This is a genomic window from Micromonospora sp. WMMD734, from assembly GCF_049178975.1.
Lineage (GTDB): Bacteria > Actinomycetota > Actinomycetes > Mycobacteriales > Micromonosporaceae > Micromonospora > Micromonospora wenchangensis.
On record NZ_JBMHMK010000001.1, the window covers coordinates 761,468 to 780,046 of the forward strand.

13 protein-coding genes, 1 tRNA gene and 1 pseudogene are annotated in these 18,579 nt (G+C 75.3%); 7 read left to right on the plus strand and 8 right to left on the minus strand.

All coding sequences use genetic code 11. From position 1 onward, the window contains the following. Positions 1-398 precede the first annotated feature (398 nt). Complete coding sequence (locus tag ACN267_RS03410) at positions 399-1,022, minus strand: DUF3159 domain-containing protein (protein WP_204959603.1); 624 nt, start codon at positions 1,020-1,022, stop codon at positions 399-401. 305 nt (positions 1,023-1,327) lie between these two features. Here ACN267_RS03410 and ACN267_RS03415 point away from each other — a divergent pair, with 305 nt between their 5' ends. Beyond that, positions 1,328-2,215, plus strand: a complete 888-nt coding sequence (locus ACN267_RS03415; RefSeq protein WP_204959054.1) for a phosphatase PAP2 family protein — start codon at positions 1,328-1,330, stop codon at positions 2,213-2,215. A 104-nt stretch (positions 2,216-2,319) separates the two neighbouring features. On the opposite strand, the gene ACN267_RS03420 is transcribed toward ACN267_RS03415, so the two are convergent. Beyond that, the gene (locus ACN267_RS03420; RefSeq protein ID WP_421487879.1) at positions 2,320-2,721 is read right to left on the minus strand and encodes a low temperature requirement protein A; all 402 of its coding nucleotides are present in this window, start codon (positions 2,719-2,721) and stop codon (positions 2,320-2,322) included. 133 nt (positions 2,722-2,854) lie between these two features. Between ACN267_RS03420 and ACN267_RS03425 the strand changes: the two genes are divergently transcribed. Together ACN267_RS03425 and ACN267_RS03430 are read left to right on the plus strand one after the other, a co-directional pair. Beyond that, the gene (locus ACN267_RS03425; protein WP_421487880.1) at positions 2,855-3,874 is read left to right on the plus strand and encodes an LLM class F420-dependent oxidoreductase; all 1,020 of its coding nucleotides are present in this window, start codon (positions 2,855-2,857) and stop codon (positions 3,872-3,874) included. A 1-nt stretch (position 3,875) separates the two neighbouring features. Then, positions 3,876-4,685, plus strand: coding sequence for an SDR family oxidoreductase (locus ACN267_RS03430; RefSeq protein ID WP_204959051.1), 810 nt, complete (start codon positions 3,876-3,878; stop codon positions 4,683-4,685). 175 nt (positions 4,686-4,860) lie between these two features. Here ACN267_RS03430 and ACN267_RS03435 read toward each other — a convergent pair. The 5 genes and pseudogenes from ACN267_RS03435 to ACN267_RS03455 form a co-directional block, all read right to left on the minus strand. After that, a pseudogene (locus tag ACN267_RS03435) lies at positions 4,861-7,190 on the minus strand (DUF3488 and transglutaminase-like domain-containing protein). Continuing rightward, complete coding sequence (locus tag ACN267_RS03440) at positions 7,166-8,350, minus strand: DUF58 domain-containing protein (protein ID WP_421487881.1); 1,185 nt, start codon at positions 8,348-8,350, stop codon at positions 7,166-7,168. Before ACN267_RS03440 ends, ACN267_RS03435 begins: the two are co-directional and overlap by 25 nt. Before the next feature lie 11 nt (positions 8,351-8,361). Then, positions 8,362-9,360 carry an AAA family ATPase gene (locus ACN267_RS03445; RefSeq protein ID WP_421487882.1) on the minus strand — a complete coding sequence of 333 codons (999 nt, stop codon included), beginning with the start codon at positions 9,358-9,360 and terminating at the stop codon, positions 8,362-8,364. 35 nt (positions 9,361-9,395) lie between these two features. Continuing rightward, positions 9,396-12,020, minus strand: coding sequence for a fibronectin type III domain-containing protein (locus tag ACN267_RS03450; RefSeq protein ID WP_421487883.1), 2,625 nt, complete (start codon positions 12,018-12,020; stop codon positions 9,396-9,398). A 223-nt stretch (positions 12,021-12,243) separates the two neighbouring features. Continuing rightward, positions 12,244-15,093 carry a tetratricopeptide repeat protein gene (locus ACN267_RS03455; protein WP_421487884.1) on the minus strand — a complete coding sequence of 950 codons (2,850 nt, stop codon included), beginning with the start codon at positions 15,091-15,093 and terminating at the stop codon, positions 12,244-12,246. A 209-nt stretch (positions 15,094-15,302) separates the two neighbouring features. On the opposite strand from ACN267_RS03455, the gene ACN267_RS03460 reads away from it, so the two are divergent. The 4 genes from ACN267_RS03460 to ACN267_RS03475 all read left to right on the plus strand — a co-directional run bounded on the left by ACN267_RS03460 (position 15,303) and on the right by ACN267_RS03475 (position 16,992). Then, positions 15,303-15,386, plus strand: a tRNA-Leu gene (locus ACN267_RS03460). Between the two features lie 116 nt (positions 15,387-15,502). Further along, a complete protein-coding gene (locus ACN267_RS03465) occupies positions 15,503-15,979 on the plus strand; it encodes a hypothetical protein (protein WP_421487885.1) in 477 nt (158 codons plus the stop codon). Continuing rightward, a complete protein-coding gene (locus tag ACN267_RS03470) occupies positions 15,976-16,527 on the plus strand; it encodes an integrase (protein ID WP_421487886.1) in 552 nt (183 codons plus the stop codon). The genes ACN267_RS03465 and ACN267_RS03470 overlap by 4 nt, the downstream gene beginning before the upstream one ends. 15 nt (positions 16,528-16,542) lie before the next feature. Further along, entirely contained in the window at positions 16,543-16,992 is a 450-nt protein-coding gene (locus tag ACN267_RS03475; RefSeq protein WP_421487887.1) for a tyrosine-type recombinase/integrase, read from the plus strand. Between the two features lie 86 nt (positions 16,993-17,078). Here ACN267_RS03475 and ACN267_RS03480 read toward each other — a convergent pair. Next, a protein-coding gene (locus ACN267_RS03480) for an IS3 family transposase (RefSeq protein ID WP_421487888.1) occupies positions 17,079-18,520 on the minus strand; the annotation gives its coding sequence in 2 pieces (ribosomal slippage) (positions 17,079-18,148 and positions 18,148-18,520; 1,443 coding nt in all). Positions 18,521-18,579 lie beyond the last annotated feature (59 nt).

The window sequence follows — 18,579 nt, forward strand, 5'->3', positions numbered from 1 at the left end:
GCGGCGCCACCCACCCGGAGGCCGACCGGGCCCGGGGGAGCGGACAGCCCGGTCGGTGGGCGGCCTGATTCCCACGGTCAGGCCGGGGGTGGGTCGACCGTCCGGCCGACGCAGCGGAGCGGCCGGCCCACCCCACCATCCCGCTTCCCCGCCGTGGCGGGAAAGCGGCGAAAAAAGAGCGCGCGTGGGATAACGCGACGCCCTGTGACGGAGTACCGTGTTGATCGGAGAGGCCGCTCCCCCCGTGGCGGCCTCTCCTTTTACGTGTGTGCCCCGGCCCCCGCCCCGTCGGCCCCCCGTCCCCGTCCCCGTCCCCGTCCCCGTCCCCGCCTCGCGCCTGACGCCTGACGCCTGCGTCGCCGCGCCCGCGCCGCGCGTCGGCGGCGGGCCGGCGCGGCTCACCCGGGTTCCACCGGGTGCCGCAGCCCCGGATGGCCGGTCGGTAGCGACCGGCGGATGACCACCCAGCTCACCGTCAGCGCCGCCGCCACCAGCGGCCAGGTCAACGCGACCCGGGCCACCGTCAACGCGAGCACCTGTCCGCCCAGCCACAGCGGCAGGAACACCGCCACCCGCAGCACGTAGGTGGCCGCCCACACCCAACTGCCCCGCCCGTACGCCCGCAGCAGCGCCGGGTCGCGCCGCCACCGGCCCCGCTGGCGTAGCGCCGCCCCGACGACCACACCGAGCAGCGGCCGGCGTACCACGATGCTCACCACCCAGACCAACGCGCTGGCGAGGTTCGAGAAGACCTGCACCGCGAAGAAGTCGGCCGCCCGGCCGGTCCGCAGCGCCACCACGGCGGCCAGGCACACGGCCAGCAGCCCGATCAGCACCGCCCGGGGGCGGTCCCCGCGCCGCCACCGCCACAGCGCCACCGCCGTGCCGGCCAGCACCGCCACCGCCACCCCGCCGACGACCGACCGTCCGGTCGCCAGCCAGCCGGCGGTGAACGCCACCGGCGGCAGGGTCGCGTCGATCGCGCCACTGCGCCCGCCGAGCAGACCGGCCAGCGACTCCACCTGATCCGGCGGCCCCGCCGGCTGCGCGTCGGCCGCCGGCTGCGCGTCGGCCGGCGGCTGCGTACCGGCCGGTGGCAGGGCTCCGGTCGGCCGCCTGTCCGCCGGTGGCACGGCGTGGGCAGGTTGTCCGGCCGGTGGCTGCGGGGCCGGCCCGTGCGGTGTCGGCGGGGCCCCGTCCGGCGGCTGCCGGGTCGATCGTCCGTGTTGTGGTGTGCCGGTCACCGTCACCTCCCGTGGTCCCGTGTCAAGGTATCCGGACCGCCCCGGTGGGCCCACGCGCGACGTGCCGCGCGTGCCGCTACGGTGTGCGGGTGCGTGCGACGGCAAGGGGTTGGACCGCGGTCTGGTTGGTCGTGCTGGCATTGGCCCAGACGGCGGCCTTTCTGCTGGTGTGGCGGTTCGCCGTGCACACCGGGACCGGGCAGTGGCTCGACACCGTCGCGTTGACCGGCAACCGGATCGGCCAGGACCGCATCGACGGTCTGGTCAACCGGATCCTCAACGCCATGTCGGTGGTGTCCCTGCTGGCGGCCATGGTGGTGATCTTCTTCATCGCCCTGATCCGGGGCCGCAAGGCGCTCGCCATCTCGGCCACCCTGCTGATCGCCGGCGCGAACGTCACCACCCAGGTGCTCAAGTACGTCATCGACCGGCCCGCGCTCGGCATCGACCCGCAACGCGACGCGGTCGGCAACAGCCTGCCCAGTGGACACACCACCATCGCCGCCTCGGTGGCGCTGGCGCTGATCCTGGTGCTGCCGGCCAAGGTGCGCGTCCTCGGGGCGTTCCTCGGCACCGCGTACGCCGCCGTGGCCGGGGTGGCCACCCTCTCCGCCGGCTGGCACCGGCCCAGCGACGCGGTCGCCGCCTTCCTGGTCGTCGGGGTATGGGCGGCGCTGGCCGGCCTGCTGCTGCTGGTGTTCCAGCACGAGCAGGCGCAGGTCGCCCCCGACGACGCCCACAAGGTGGCCGCCAGCGTGCTCGGCATCGGTGGCCTGCTCGCCGTCCTCGGCTGCGGGTTGGCCCTGTCCGGCCTGCTCGACCAGCAGCAGGTGCCGGTGGACGAGCTGACCCGCCGCACCCTGTTCATCGGGTACGCCGGCAGCGCCGCCGGGATCGCCGGCACCATGGGGGTGGTGGCGGCGCTGGTGCTGCTGTCCGTGCACCGCCTGGTACCCCGCTGGAAGGGCTGACCGGAGGCCAGCCGGTACCCGATGCCGCCCCTGGCCGGTACGGCGTTCCGTGCCGGCTCCGCGCCCCGTCGCACCCCGGTGATCAAGAGGTTTACGCGCGGTGATCAAGAGGTTTGCGTCAGCTTGATGATCAGACTTGACGCAAACCCCTTGATCACCGGACTCAGGCGGGTGGGTGGGGCGTCGGCCATCACCATGCTGCCGACCAGGGCGGTGATCACCACGAACTGGAGCCAGCCGTGGTGCGGGTCGTACCGGCTGGTCGTCCACGCGGTGCCCTGCCAGACCGCCCAGAGCGCGAGCAGTAGCAGCAGCGTCTTGACGCCCCCGGTGACCGGGGACCAGCCGGTGGTGCCGCCGGGCTCCAGGGCCAGGTCCTCGAAGGCGCGGAACGAGATCCGGGTGAGCGCGAAGACGTACACCAGGTCGAAGAAGAGTTCCAGGAACGTGGCCCGCTGGGCCGGGCCGGTACGCCGCAGCGGGGCGGCACCGTCGCCGCCCGTCATGCTCGTCGGCAGTCGCCGTCGGCCCGGCCCACCAGGGGTTCGTAACATCCCGGGCGGCTGCGGCGGCGGGTATCGCCGAATCCGCCCGGCTCCGGCCTTGTTCCGGCCGGGGCGAGCGGGCACGATCGACCGGATGACGAACCGATGGGGCTTCACCGTGCCGCTGACCGGTGTCCCGCTCGCCGAGCACGCCGCCGGCTACGCGGCCCTCGCGGAGGCCGGTTTCACCGACCTGTGGTCGTCGGAGGTCAACGGCACCGACGCGTTCACCCCGCTGGCGCTGGCCGCCGCCTGGCAACCCGGGCTGCGGCTGGGTACCGCGATCACCCCCGCCTTCACCCGGGGGCCGGGCCTGCTGGCGATGAGCGCGGCGGCGCTGGCCGAGGCCGCCCCGGGCCGGTTCGCCCTCGGCATCGGCGCGTCCTCACCGGTGGTGGTGGGGGACTGGAACGGGGTGCCGTACACCGAACCGTTCCGGCGTACCCGCGACCTGCTGCGGTTCCTGCGGCCGGCGCTGCGGGGCGAGACGGTCGACGGGGCGTTCGACACGTTCCGGGTGCGCCGGTTCACCCTGGAACGTCCGCCGGCCAGCCCACCGCCGGTGCTGCTGGCCGCCCTGCGCCCGGGGATGCTGCGACTGGCCGCCGCCGAGGCCGACGGGGTGATCCTCAACTGGCTGGCCGCCGACGACGTCGCACAGGCCCTGGCCGAGCTGACCGGGCGCGGTCCCGGCTTCGAGGTGGTCGCCCGGATCTTCGTCTGCCCCACCGAGGACGCCGGCTACGCCCGTACCCTCGGCCGGCGGCTGATCACCAGCTACCTCACCGTCCCCGCGTACGCGGAGTTCCACCGCTGGCTGGGGCGGGAGGCGGTGCTCGGCCCGGTCTGGGCGGCCTGGGCGGCGGGCGACCGGCGGGCCGCCGCCGCGGCCGTGCCCGACGAGGTGGTCGACGCGCTGATCCTGCACGGCTCGCCCGAGCACTGCCGTGACCAGGTCCGCCGCTACGCCGACGCGGGGGTGGACGTGCCGGTGCTGGCACTGCTGCCCACCCCGGAGGTGACCGCCGGTGGGGCCGCCGCCCTGGGTGGGCTGATCAGCCGGCTCGGCCCGCCGTCGGCGGTGGACGCCGGACGGCCGGCGGGGCGGGGCTGAGATGAACCTGACCGACCGGGTCGTGGTGATCACCGGGGGAGCGGGGGGCATCGGCGCGGCGCTGGCCCGCCGCTTCGCCGCCGAGGGCGCCGCCGCCGTCGTCCTGGCCGATCTCGACGCCCGCGCGACCGCCGCCGTCGCCGCGACGGTCGGCCCGGTCGCCCGGGGCGTCGCCGTCGACGCCGCCGACGAGGGCCAGGTCCGCGACCTGGTCGCCGACACCGAGCGACGGTACGGCCGGATCGACCTGTTCTGCGCCAACGCGGGCGTGGCCACCGGCGTCGGCATCGAGGCCCCCGACGCCGACTGGGACCGGGCCTGGCGGGTCAACGTCCTCGCCCACGTGTACGCCGCCCGTGCCGTGCTGCCCGGCATGCTGGCCCGGGGCGGCGGTCACCTGATGCACACCTGCTCGGCGGCCGGGGTGCTGACCGCGGTCGGCGACGCCCCGTACACCGCCACCAAGCACGCGGCGGTCGGACTGGCCGAGTGGCTGGCGGTCACCTACCGGGACCAGGGCATCCGGGTCAGCGCGCTGTGTCCGCAGGGGGTGGACACCCCGATGCTCGCCGACGGGCTGGCCACCGGCCACCTGGCCGCCCGGGTGATCGCCGCCTCCGGCCCGGTGCTCACCCCCGACCAGGTCGCCGACGCGGCGGTCGCCGGGCTGGCCGAGGAGCGTTTCCTGATCCTGCCCCACCCGGAGGTCGCCGGGTACGCGCTGCGCCGCGCGCAGGACCCGGACGGCTGGCAGGCCGGCCTGCGCAAACTGGTCCGCCGGCTGCGCGCCGCCGACCCGCCCCCGGCGTAGCCGGCCCCGGCCCACCACGGTCCGGTCCGCAGCCACGGTGGTCCGGTTCCGCGCCGTCGGGGTCCGGCCCACGGTCGGGGTGCTCCCGGCCCGCCGCCGTGTCCGGTCCGGCGGGCCCCACCGTGCGCCGGCTCCGGTTCCGGTTCCGGTGCTGGGGGCCGGGGCCGGGGCCGGGTCAGCGGGGCCAGCGCAGGGGGCCGGGATGTGCCGACCAGAGCAGCCGCCGCCAGCGGGGCCGGGCCGCCCGCAGCGCCGCCGCGTACCCCACGGCGACGTCCCGGGCCCGGTCGGCCTGGGCGTCGGTCAGCGTGCCCGGCGCGAAGGCCGCCTGGTTGAGCAGCCCGGCCAGTTCCGCCAACCCCACCGGGTCCGCACCGGGGTCACCGGTGCCGGTGCCCCGGGCCCGGCCGGTGTCCTCGGCGAGGGCGCGGCGGGCCCGTTCGGCGACCTCGGTGGCGGACAGGTCCCCGCCGACCGGTCGTCCCGACAGTCGCAGCGCGTCGGTGGCGTGCCGCCACGCGCCACCGACCCGGGTCCCCGGGGCACCCCGGCCCAACCGGGCGCGGGTCTGCGCCCGGCGGCACCCGACCAGCCCGGTGAGGACCAGCCCGGCCAGCAGCAACCCGCCAGCGGCGGACCCCAGCAGCAGCGGCGTCGGCCCGTCGCGTTCCCCGGTGCTCCGGGCCGGCCCGGCCGCCGCCGGTGGGGTGGCCGGCGGGGTGCCGGTCGGCTCGGGCACCTCCGACGGCGGCGGGCTCGGCGGGGCCGGCCGGAAGTCGTCCTCCACCGGGCGGGGCGTGGTGTCCGGGCGGGGCGGGGGTCGAACGGCACCCACCCCACCCCGGCGAAGAGCACCTCCGGCCAGGCGTACGCGTCGGCGGCCCGCACCGGCCCGTCGCCCCGGGCGGTGAACCCCACCACCACCCGGGTCGGCAGGCCGGTCAACCGGCCCAGCACCGCGAAGGCGGCGGCGAACTGCTCCGAGGTGCCCCGCTGACCGCCGCCACCACGCGGCCCGAACAGGAAGAACTCCAGATTCGGGTACGCGTGCCCGCTCGGCGCGTCCGCCACCAGCCGGTAGTGCTCGGCGAGGAACTGCTCCACCGCCGCCGCCCGCGCGTACGGGGCACCGTTCTCCTCGGCCAGGTGGGTGGCGAGCCGGCGCAACCGTTCCGGCGTCCCGTCGGGTACCCGCAGCACCCGGGCCACCTGCGCCCCGGCCGGTACGTCGGCGGTGGCGAGCAGGTTCGCGTCCAGCCGTTCCCGCGCCGAGGTGACCGTGTACGTCAACCCCCGGGTCAGCCCCTCCGGCCGGATCAACGTGCCGCTCTGCGGGTCGTACGCCACCCGGGCCCCGTCGACCGTGCGGGGGGTGGCCACCGCGGGCAGCAACCGGCCGGTCAGTCCGGCCACGGTGATCTCCTGCCGGACGGTGTCCGACGCCACCGGGTCACCGCCGGGCAGGACCCGACCTGCGGTGCGGTAGGTCGCGCCGACCCGCCAGGTCACCCCGTCGTAGTCGCTGAGCACGGCCAGCCGGATCGTGGTCGGCCCGTCACCCGGGGCCCGGGTCGACACGTCCAGCAGTTCCTGCTGCGGCTCCAACGCCCAGCCCGAGATCCGGATCAGCGGGTTCTCGTCCAGCGACTCCACCCGGGGCGGCGGCACGTAGCGGCGCGGGTCGACCGGCCGGTCGTCGATCCGCCCGGCGAGGGCCGGCCCGAGCAGCGCGGCCGACCCGACCACCACCGCCACCCCGGCGGCGGAGACCACCGTCGCCCGGACCCGCGCCGGGCCGCGTACGGCAGGCGGCAGCCCGGCGGCCGGGTCGCCGCCCGGCGTCCGGCCGGCGGCCAGGGCGAGCGCGACCAGCCCGGCGAGGGCCACCGACGGCCCGACCGCCGGTTCCGCGTTCGGGCCGACGACGTAGACGGCCCCGGCGTACAGCGCGGTGGCCGGCAGGAAACCGAGCAGCACCCGGCCGGCCCGCAGCGCGACCTCGGCACCGGCCAGCCCGGCCAACCAGGCGGCGACCACCGGCACCAGCACCGTGTCCGGGGCCGGTTCGACCGGGATCATCGCGGTGAGCAGTCGGGGCACCGCGTTGGCGGCGGCGTCGGCGGTCACGTCGAGGAAACCGCCGGGCAGGTCGGCGTGGGCGGCGGCGAGCCGCACCGACCAGGCCGTTGCGCCGAGCATCGCCGCCACCGACAGCGGCGCGACCTGCCAGGACGGCAACCGGCGGGCGGCCACGCTGACCAGCACCGCCGCCAGGGCCGCGCCGGTCACCAGCCGGGTCAGCAGGTCACCTGCGTACACCCGGTCGAGCGCCACGCCGGCCAGGGCGATGGCGGCGACGAGCGTCGCCGGCACGACGGCCGCCCGCAGCAGCCGGACGACGGTCCGGCCCGGCGCACCGCCGGCCGGGCGAGCCTCCCGCGTCGGGTCCGGTCGGGCGGCGTCGAGCCGGTCGGTCACCGTCACCATCGGCCGGTCGCGTCCCACGCGGCGGCGAACGCCGCGCCGTCGACCGCGTCGAGCACCACCGGCCCGGCCGCGCCCGGCGTTGGCCCGGCCGCCCCCAACATCCCCACCACCACCGACGGGTACGCCCCGCGTAGCGCGCCCACCCGTCCGACGTCGTCGCGGCCACCGGGGCCGGTGAGGAAGACCAGCGTGTCGCCGGGCCGGTCGGCGCGCAGCCGGGTCAGGGTCGCGTCCAGCGCCGCACCGTCGCGGTCACCCGTCGTCGCGTCGTCGGGCTGCCGGCCCGGCAGGTCGGTCAGGGTCACCGCGGCGAGCCGGTCCAGCGGCGGGTCGGCCGTCGCGTCGTCGGCTGGACACACCAGCAGCAGCACCACCGGCAGGTCCTGCCGGAACGCGGCCACCACCAGCGACGCCGCCGCCTCGCAGGCCGCCTCGAACGACGCGGCCACCCCGTCGGACCGGTCCGGGTGGGCGGCGGCCCGGTTGTCCAGCAGTACCACGATCCGGGGCAGGCTGGTGTCCACGTTCTCCCGCACCATCAGCTCACCCACCCGCGCGCTGGTCCGCCAGTGCACCCGACGCAGCTCGTCGCCGACGACGTACTCCCGCAACGCGTCGAAGGTGATCGACCCGTGCGGCACCCCGTCGACCCGCCCGTCCAGGCTGCGTCCCGCCCCGGTCGGCACCGCCGTCAACGGGTGCACCCGGGGATGCACCCGGACCACCGCCGTCGGCCCGTACGCGCGGGTCGCGGCGTACAGGCCCAGCGGGTCGCGGCGGGTCACCCGCAGCGGCCCCACCGGCAGCACCCCGCGTCGACGGGTCGGCACGTCGTAGGAGAGGCCGGTGTCCCGGCCGGGACGCAGCCGCAGCACCGGTACCGGCACCGCCCGGCCCGCGCACCGGTCCTCGGCCAGCAGGCCGCCCACCCGCAGCCGCCCGGCGTTGCGGACGGTCAACGTCATCCGGGCCGGCTCGCCCACCGCCACCCGGTCCGGGTCGGCGGTGCGGGACACCACCAGCCGGGGCGTGCGGGCCGCCGCCAGCACCGCCTGCCCGACCGCCACCGCGCCCGCCGCCCCCAGCACGGCAAGCTCCGGGTACGCGAACCGCAACCCCACGCCGAGCAACGCGGTCGCGGCGACGAGCAGCCCGGTGCCCCGGGCGGTGAGCCCCACGCCCGGCCCGGTCAGCCGTGCGTCGGGGTCGACTGGCCCGACGGCAGCGGCACCGGCACCGACGCCACCGCCTGCCGCAGCACGTCGGCGGCGGTCACCCCGCGCACCTGCGCGTCGGCGGTGAGCAGCAGCCGGTGGGCGAAGACCGGTTCGACGAGCGCCTTCAGGTCCTCCGGCATGATCCAGCCCCGGCCGTCGATCAGCGCGTACGCGCACGCCGCCCGGGTCAACGCGATCACCCCACGCGGGCTGACCCCCACCCGTACCTGCGGATGCGACCGGGTGGCCGCGGCCAGCCGGACGGCGTACCCGTAGAGGGGTTCGGCGATGTGTACCCGGCGGGCCATCCGGACCATCTCCCCGACGGTGGCCGTGTCGGTGACCGGTTGCAGCGAGTCGGGGGAGCGGACCGTCGCCCCGCGCAGCACCTCCACCTCGACCGCCTCGTCCGGATAGCCCACCGACAGCTTCACCAGGAACCGGTCCAGCTGCGCCTCGGGCAGCCGGTAGGTGCCGTCCATCTCCACCGGGTTCTGGGTGGCGACCACCAGGAACGGCTGCGGCACCGGATGCCGGACCCCGTCCACCGTGACCGTGCGCTCCTCCATCACCTCCAGCAGCGCCGACTGGGTCTTCGGCGAGGCCCGGTTGATCTCGTCGGCGATGACGATGTTGGCGAACACCGGCCCCGGATGGAACTCGAACCCCCGGCTGGCCTGGTTGAAGATCGTCACTCCGGAGACGTCGGAGGGCAGCAGGTCCGGGGTGAACTGGATGCGCCGCCACTGGCCCTGCACGGTCGCCGCCACCGCCCGCGCCAAGGTGGTCTTGCCCACCCCCGGCACGTCCTCCAGCAGCACGTGCCCCTGGGCGAACAGGGCGGTCAACGCCAACCGCACCACCTCCGGCTTGCCCAGCACGACCGCGTTGACGTTCCCGGCCAGCCGGGCGGCCAACGCGGCGAAACCCTGGACCTCCGGCTGGCTCAGCGGTGCGGGGGTGTCGTTCACGACGGCGGGACGCTCCTCGACTGCGGCGGCGCTGGTCAACAGGTGGGCAGCACGGCGATGTCGTCACCGCCGGCCAGGTTGAGCCAGGCCCAGGGGATGTAGTTGCGCCCCTCGTAGTCGACGCGCACCCACCAGGTGGACTGCTTCTGACCGTTGTAGATCCAGGAGTCGACGTTCTCGCCCTGCCGCCGACAGTACGCCCGCAGCCGGGTGCCCGGCTTCGCCCAACCGACCTGTTTGTCGTTGTCCTGCCGGGGCACCGAGAAGACCTCGTTGCCGTTGCGACCGTCCACATCGCGGTCGCAGTAGGTGCGCTGATCGCCGTCCGGGCCGTTGACGCAGGTCGCCACCCCGTACAGCGGGTCGGTGCCCTGCGCCCGGGTGGCGGTGCCCCGACCGGCGGCGTTGGCGGCCGTCACCGTCACCGTGTAGGCGGTGCCCGGGGTCAGGCCGGTCACCCGCAGGCTGGCGCAGCTGCCCGTGGCGCTCTTCCCGCCGGTGGCGGCGGTGCAGGTCGACTCCCCGCCCCCGGCGTCCACGGTGAACGTCACCGTCACCGACGTCGCGTCCGCCGACGACCCGGTCACCGTCACCCGGGGCGCCGCCACCGTCCGGGCGGTGACGCTCGCCTGCGGCCCCGGCCCGGCCTCGTTGACCGCCCGCACCCGCACCAGCACGTTCTGCCCGTCGCCCAGCCCGGTGACGGTCGTGTCGGTGCCGGTCACCTCGCTGGTCCGCCCGCCCACGTCCACCTGGTAGCGGCTCACCGGGCGGCCGTTCGCCGCCGCCGCCGACCACTGCACCGCGACCGTGCCCGCCCGGTCGGCCACCGTCGCCGCCCGCAGGTCCGCCGGCTGCCCGGGGGCGGCGAACGGCACCACCGGCTCACTGAGCGGGGAGGCCACCGAGGCGGCCCCCCGGTCGCTGACCGCGATCACCGTGAACGCGTACTGGGTGCCGTAGGTCAGCTCACCGGCCGGCACCACCAGTTCGGTGCGACGCGACTCGCCGACCGGGGCGTTCGCGCCGGCCGAGGTGGCGGTCACCGCGTACCGGGCGATCCGGTTGCCCTGACCGTCGGCCGCCGGCCAGCGCACCAGCACGGTGCCGTCGGGGCGGGCCTGCGCGCTGACCCCGGCCGGTGGGGCCGGCACCGCCGAGGTCGGGGTCACCGGGTTGCTGCGCCGGGCCGGGCCGTCGCCCCTGCCGTTCACCGCGTACACCGTGAACGTGTACGTCGACCCGTTGGTCAGCCCGGTGACCTCCAGCGACCGCTGGTTCGCCCCCACCTCGTGCCGACGCCCGGCGCCCTGCACCACGTACCGCAGCACGGCCGAGCCGTTCGCGGCGGCGGGCCGCCAGGCGACCCGGGCCCGCGCGTCCCCGGCGGTGGCGGTGACCTGACCCGGCGCGCCGGGCTTACCCACCCGGGGCTTCGGCGGCGGAGGCGGCGGTGGCGGGTCGGGCGGCGGGTCCCCGCCCAGCACGTCGTTGGCGTACTTGTCGACGGTGCGTACCCGGTGCGCGTCGTCGACCACCCGCGCGGTGGCCGCACCCGGGGCGTTGATGAACAGGTGGTTCTCCCGCACCTCCAGCTCCAGCGGGCCTCTCGTGCGGCCCGGCCGGATCGTCTCCACCAGCTGCCCGGCCCCGTCGAACGCGTAGACCGTGCCGGTGACCCCGTCGGCGCAGTAGAACCGGCCCGCCCAGGCCACGGCCGGCCCGACCCGGTCGCCGCTGCCCGGCACGACGAACCGGGTGACCACCCGGCCGTCACCGACGGCGAGCACCCGCCGTTCCCCACCGATCGTCACCGGCACCACCGGGCCGCTGGTCCGCGCCGGCACCGCGCCACCCGCGGCGGCCTCCAGCACCGTACGCCGGGTCTGTCCGCCCCGGACGGTCACCAGCGTGCCGGTGGTGCGGTCCAGCACCGCCACCCCGTCGTCCAGGGTGGACACCGTCAACTCGTGACTCGGCTCGGCCACCGGATGCGTCTGCACCCGCCGGGGCCCCCGGGTGCCGGCCGGCCCCGACGCCGGCCCGGACGGCAGCGCGGCGGCGGTGACCGCGGCGACGGTGCCCTCCGACGGCACCGCGATCCACAATCGGCCCCGACCGTCGAACGCGCCGGCCGTGATGCCCGGCGGAAACAGCACCGGGTCACCCACCGGCACCAGCGAACGGGGATCGAGCTGACGCACCACCCCGCGCACCGCGTCCACCACGAAGGCCGCGTCGTCGTGCAGCACCACGTTGACCCCGAGACCGGGCGTGGTGGGGGTGGTCGCGGTGATCTGGAGGGTGGCCAGGTCCAGCGCGCTCACCTGGCCGGTCTCCAGATCACGCAGGATGAGCAGCCGGTCGGTCTGGGTGACCTGCACCGGATGCTGCCGCGCCCCGGGAACCTCCTTGCGGGTGTCCACCCTGGCGGTGATCCCGTTGACCCGGGCCAACTCGCCCCGCGTGCTGCTCCACAGCCAACTGCTGGCGTCGAAGCTGGCCAACGCCTCCTCCGCGGCGCCCCGACCCAGCAGGGTGAGGCCCAACGCCGCCACCAGCGCGGTCACCGTGCCGACCGTGACCAGCCCACCCCGCCACCGGGACCGTCGGCGGGACGCGCCACTCCCGGCGCTCGCGGCATCGTCGATGCTGGCCACAGCGGGTCGACCTCCGTCCGGTGGCCTCAGACGGCGTGCCGGGTGCCGGACGCCCTCGCCTGAACCGTGGCACATCATAGGGGTCGATCCGGGACGAGGAAACCCGGACCGTTCCGCTTCGGATACCCAGCGTGCCGGTTCGGTGGGGTGTCCTGCCGTTGCGGCGCAGGCCGGAGCACTCGGTCAGCCTCCCCGCCCGGCCGCCCCTGGCCGGCCGTCGTGTTCAGCTGCTCGGCGACGGCCGGACCCGGTCGGTGCAGACCTGGCCGGAGGTGGCGAACGAGTCCGTCGAGTAGACCGCCAACACGGTGAAGCAGTAGTCCACCTCGGCGTTCAGCCCGTTGACCGTGAAACTCGTCTGTCCCGGGTCGACGGTCGCCATCACCCCGAGGGCCCGACCCGTGCGTCCACCCGCGACCATGAACGGCACCGAGCCGCCGCTCGGGTCGGACCAGGTGACCGTGATGGTGGCCTCGTCGTCCCGCAACCTCAGGTCGGCCGGGGGCGGACCGGCCGTCTGCCGGGGGGCGGTGCCGGTCGACCGCTGCGGCCCGTCCGCGTCCCGGCCCAGGGCCAGCGCGCCGACCGTGCCCCCGGCGACCAGCACCAGGACCACCCCCGCCACCACGGCCACCGTCCGGCCCCGGCGGCGCGCCCGCCCGTCCTGCGCCGGGTACGACGGCGCAAGCTCCGGATATCCCGCCCCCTCCACCGCCGGCGGTACGCCCCGGTCGGTGCCACGCTCCCCGCCCCCCGGGCCGGCTGCCCCGGGGGGCGGTCCGGGCTCCACCACTGCCTGTGGCGAGGACGCCGTGGTCGCCCACGGCGCGGGCGCGTGGGCGGCGGTGGGTGCCCTGAACTCGTGCGTGCTGTCCGGTGCCGGTGCCGACGATCCGACGTCCGTTCCCGGTGCCGGCGGGCGCCCGGCATCCGGCGGGGACCCGGCGGCCTGCCCCGAATCCGACGGCCATCCCGGGGTCCGCCCCGCGGTCGATGGCCATCCGGAGGACTGCGCCACCACCGGCGGTGATCCGGCGGTCCGTCCCGGGTACGGCGGCGGACCCGTGGTCTGTTCGGTAGCTGCCGGCGGCTCGGTCATCGGTACCAGCGGCATGATGATCGACCGACCTGGTGCGACGTCGTCCCATGTCGGGTCGTCGGCGGGAGCCTCGTCCCCGCCCGCGTCGTCGACCGTCCCGGCGGGGCCGGTGGTCCATGCCGGGACGGGCGTGCCCCCGGCGTCCCCGCCGGGTGGAGTGTCGAGCGGTGCAGTGGTCACCGCCGGATGCCCGGTCCGCAGGTCGACATCTCTGGTGGCTGCGGGTGCCGGTGGTGCGGGGTGCGGCTGCGACGGTGTGGAGGCCGTCGGGAGATCGGCGGGTGCGGCCAGGGTGGGCGGCGGAGCGGATTCGACGGTGGACGCGGGAGCGGCGGTGTCCCCGGACGCTGTGGCGGGAACCGGGTCGGCCGTACCGCGAGGTGCTGCGGTGGGTGCCGGCTCGGCGGCGGTATCGCCGGACGTCGCCCCGGGTACCGCGTCGGCGGATGACGCTGCGGGTGCCGTACCGCCGGGTGGGGTCGCCGCCGGGGTTCGGGTGGGGCCGGGGTGCTGGTCCTCCTCCAGCAGGGGGCCGATCTGCTGGACCCGTACCGTCGGCCGGTCCCAGCCCGGCGCGGGTGGGGTCGCAGCCGGCCCCGGCACGGGCGGGACGGCGGGAAGCGCCGCCGGAGCGGGCGCTGCCGGCGGTGCGGGAGTCGGCGCATCGGCGGGTGCAGGACCCGGTGCGGCCCCGTCGCCGGTCGGGGCGGGCGGGGTGGCGGTGGGCAGGGGATGGACCGGACCGGGCTCACCCGGCGCGGGCGGAAGGGCGGTCGGCTGCCCGTGCCGGATGGGCGCGCCGTCCGATGGCCCGCCCGGCTGGGCGGGGCTGGCGGTGGGCACGGTAGGGATCGGGACCGGACGCCCGTGCTGGGCCGGTGGACCGGACGGCCCCCCGGTCGACGCTCCGGGGTGCGGTGCGGCCGGGGGAGCAGCCGACCGGTCGGGTTCTCCCGGCGGGACGGCATCGCCCGTCGCGCCCGGCGACACGGCGGAGGGGTGCTGCAGGTGCGGCGGCGCCCAGGGCGAGGTGGGTGGTGCGCCACCGGAGACCGGGGCGGGTGACGCCGGGTACCGCTGCGCCGGCGCTGCCTCCGGGGCGGCGTCCGGTGCCGGTGCAGCGGCGGTGGGTGGGCCGGGCGGTGACGCCGGCGGCCCGGACCGTGGTGCGGCGGAGGCCGGACGGGGCCGGGGTACGCCGGACCGGTTGGTGGGCTGGACGCCGTACATCTGCCGGGGCAGTGGCACCCGGGGCTCGGCGTCCGGAGCCGGGCCGGCCGGTGCGGGGCCCGGTCGTGGTGCCGGCGGGCGTACCGGCTGGCTCGACGCCGGCGGGTGGCCGGCCGGGGTCGGTGGGCCCGGTGCGGTCGGGGTGGGAGGCGCGGAGACCGGGTGGGGCGAGGGCGGTGCCGACCCGGGCCGGGGCGTCGGGAGGGGCCGGTGCTCCTGGTGCGGGGCCGGCGGGGCGTGGCCGGGAGGGGCCGACTGGGGAGTCGGCGGCGAGGGCGCAGGCGCGGCAGCGGGGGACGGGGAGGGTGGCTGGCCGTCGGGGATTCCGAGGTACTGACGGGCGGCGCGTACGGCGGGATGCTGCTCGCCGAGCGCGGCGGGCCCGGCGGTGGCCACCCGGGTGTAGTTGCGGCGGGCCTCGTGCCGGTTGCCCAGTTCCTCGGCGACCCCGGCCAGGTCGAAGGCCAGGGCCAGCATCAGCGGATCGGCCGGGTTCCACCGCCGCTCGCCGGCCGCGTACGCCTCCTCCAGCACCCGCCGGGCGGCTGCCGGATCGTCGGCCTCCCGGTGCAACCTCGCGAGCAGGTGCGCGGTGCCCATGATCTCCGGGTGGTCCTCACCGTACGCGGGACGGGCCGAAGCGAGCGTGTCAGCGAGCAGCCGGCAGGCCGCCGACAGGTCACCGGCGGAACGCAGGGCGAGGGCCCGGCGCTGGACTGCGGCGAGGGGTGAGGGTACGGACACGCAAGCAATGCTGCCGTCTGAGCGGGGCCGGACGCTACCCGCCCGCTCCAGCCGCGTCCTGACCTGCGACGATCCGGCTCCCGTAGGCGGGTCGGGCGGCGATGTGCATGATCCATACGGGCCGTGTACAGTAATGCCCCGTGCGGCCCACCAGGGCGGCTGACCGGGGTGAGAGCCGCCGGAGCCGACACGGTAGGCTGGACGGGCAAGTCCGGGTGGCGGAATGGCAGACGCGCTAGCTTGAGGTGCTAGTGCCCGTATAGGGCGTGGGGGTTCAAGTCCCCCCTCGGACACACTTTCACAGCATCCCTGCTGTCTACGACGTATTGGTGGTCAAGCACGCTTGACCACACCAATCTGATCTCCTTGTCAATGCCGGCTGGTCCCGTTTCGGGCGGGGGTGGTCGGCGTGGCTGACGTTGTGGTCGCTCCCGTCGTCCCGCCGGTCATGTTGGCGGGCCGGGGCAAACCGGGTGGTCGTCCTGACGGGGTTCTTCGTCGTCGACCGTTGCCGCTTGCGGATCTTCCTTCCCCTCGTACCGGCACCCTGGTCTATGGGGTGGCGGCGCTCGATGCCAGTGGTCGGATCGCCGACAATGGGGTCGTTCGGGCGCTCGGTTGGGTGCCCGGTACCCGGCTGCACATCCATGAGGGTGCCGGTCTGGTAGTGCTCCGCGCGGATCGGCAGGGCGTGTTCACGGTGACCGGTCAGGGTCATCTGCGGTTGCCGGCGGCGGTGCGGCAGTGGTGCGGGTTGGCGGCGGGTGACCGGGTGCTGCTGGCGGCCTGTCCTACGGAGCAAATGTTGGTGGTGCATCCGCCGGCGGCTGTGGACGCGATGGTCGTCCCGGTGCACGCTGCTGTCCTGGGTGGTGGTCGGCCGTGACCGATGGTGCGGTGGGGCGGGCGGAGTTGGACGCGGCCCGGTTGTTGTTGGCGCGGATGGGGATCTCGCCGGCTGATCTGGTGGAGGCGGCGGTGCGGCCGGTGGCGCCGACGTTCGCGGAGTACGTGCCGGTGGTGTCGGCGGCGGTGACCGCGGGCACGCGGCGGGCGTACGGGTCGTACTGGAAGCGGGTGGTGGAGCACTGGGGGCAGCGGCGGTTGGATGAGCCGAGCCCGTCGGAGATCGAGTGGTTGGCGGAGTACGTCCGGACGCATGTGGTGGCGCGTCGCAATGCGCGGGGTGGGCGGAGTGCGGCGGAGCATCTGATCGCGGCGTTGCGGTGTCTGTACAAGCGGGCGGTGGCGGACGGGTTCATCGTGGCGGCGGACAATCCGGCGCTGAAGGTGGCCAAGCCGCGGCGGTTGGCGAGTACCAGGCGGGCGGTGGCCCATGCCCGGTTGGCGGAGATCAATGCGGTCGTGGCGGGTACGGGTGATGATCCGGTGTTGGACAGTTTGTTGTTGCGGTTGCACACCGAGACGGCGTGACGGCGGGGTGGGGCGTTGGCGTTGCGTCCGGTGGATCTGGATCCGGATCAGTGTCTGATCCTGTTGCGGGAGAAGGGTGACACGGTGCGGTGGCAGCCGGTCTCACCGACGCTGATGCGGCATCTGCAGCGGCACGCGGAGGAGCGTCAAGCTCCGGCGAGGGGGCAGTTGCTGCGGTATCGCAACGGGCAGCCGATCACGTACCGGCGGTACGACCATCTGTGGGTGCGTATCGGTGAGCATCTGCCGTGGGTGTGGGTGCAGCAGATCAGTACCCATTGGTTGCGGCACACGACGTTGACGTGGGTGGAGCGGAACTTCGGTTACGCGGTGGCCCGTGCCTACGCCGGTCATGCTGACAGTGGCGGTGATGTCGGTACGACCACCACGTATGTCCGGGCGAGTTTGCAGGAGGTCGCCGCTGCGTTGGCAGCCCTGACGAACGAGCCCCATCCCCTCGCATGAATTTCAGTAGTGGTCGTGTAGGGCCTGTTCTGCGGTCCTGAACGCCGCGGTTGCGGAACGTGTCAAGGGATTGAGGCCAGCGGGAGTTAAGCGGCCTGTCGTTCCGGTTCGGGTTTGTTGATCCAGACCTGGTTGGGCAGGTCGAGGATCTTGGGTAGGGGTCGGGTGGTGCCGAATCGTTCCGGGTGCGCCGCCCGCGCGGTGGCGAGGGTGTCCTGGCGGTTGGCGCGGACGGCGTGGTGGCGGCCGTGGTGGACGTCTGCGGGGGTGTGCAACCCGATCCCGGAGTGCCGGTGGGCGTGGTTGTACCAGGTCACGAACTCGGCCATGAACGCCCGTGCCTGGGCCAGGGACGCGAATCGGTGCGGGAAGACCGGCGCGTACTTCAACGTCTTGAACCAGGCCTCGCTGTACGGGTTGTCGTTGGAGGTCTTCGGCCGGGAGTGCGAGCGGGTCACCTGGAGGTCTTCGAGGAGGTCAGCGACCGACTTCGAGGTCATCGAGGTGCCCCGGTCGGCGTGCACGACGTGCGGGACACCGTGGGCGCCGAACACTTCGCGCATCATCGACTCGGCGAGCGGACCGGACTCGCGGGCGTGCACGCGGACCCCGACGATGTACCGGGAGTAGATGTCGATCATTACGTAGGCGTCGTAGTAGACGCCCTTGACCGGTCCGGCGAGTTTCGTGATGTCCCAGGTGTAGACCTGCCCCGGCCGGTCGGCGATCAGCTCGGGACGCTGCCTGGCTGGGTGCCGGGCCTGCCGGCGACGCTCGCGAACCTGCTTGTTTTCGCGTAGGAGCCGGTACATGGTGGCGATCGAGCCCACGTAGACGCCCTGGTCCAGCAGCGCCGCGTAGATCTGAGCCGGGGCGGCGTCGACGAACTCCGGGCTGTTCAACAGCCGCAGCACCTGCCCGCGCTCGCTCGGGGTGAGCGCGTTCGCAGGCGTCCGCCGAGCCGGCCGCGATGGTGTCGGCCGGCGCCGGTCCCGCTCCGCGCTGGACCGGGCGATCCCGGTCATCGCCGCCGCGGCCCGGGTCGTGGTGCCGGTGCTGGTCAACTCCCGGTACGCGGCCATCAGCGCTTGCCGAGCCCGAACACGTCCGGACCGTCCGGATCGCTCCTGGAGATGTCCTCCAAGAGCTCTCGTGCTTTTCCCATGATCGTCAACGCCGTCTCGGTCCGCGCCAGCTTCGCCTGCGCCTGCGCCAGTTCCCGCCGCAGCCGGGCGATCTCCGCCTGCTCCGCCGACGGCCTCCCGACCGTCTCACCGGCCGGCTTGCCCTGCAACAGGCCGGCGTCACGGGCCCGGCGCCACTCCGACATCAACGACGAGTACAAGCCCTCCCGCCGCAGGAACGCTCCGCCCTCACCAGCCGCGACGGCCTGCTCGTAACCGGCGAGGAGTTCCAGCTTCTGCCCCGGGGTGAACGACCGGCGGGCACGCGGCCCTTCCGAACGCGGGCCCTTCTTGCGACTCATGACCCCATCCTGGGCCGTCACAACGTCTACAGCAGCATTCAACGCTTCTCAATCCTGAACTCGCCCTGTCCGGCGGACTTGCTATGAACCGCTGGCCTCAA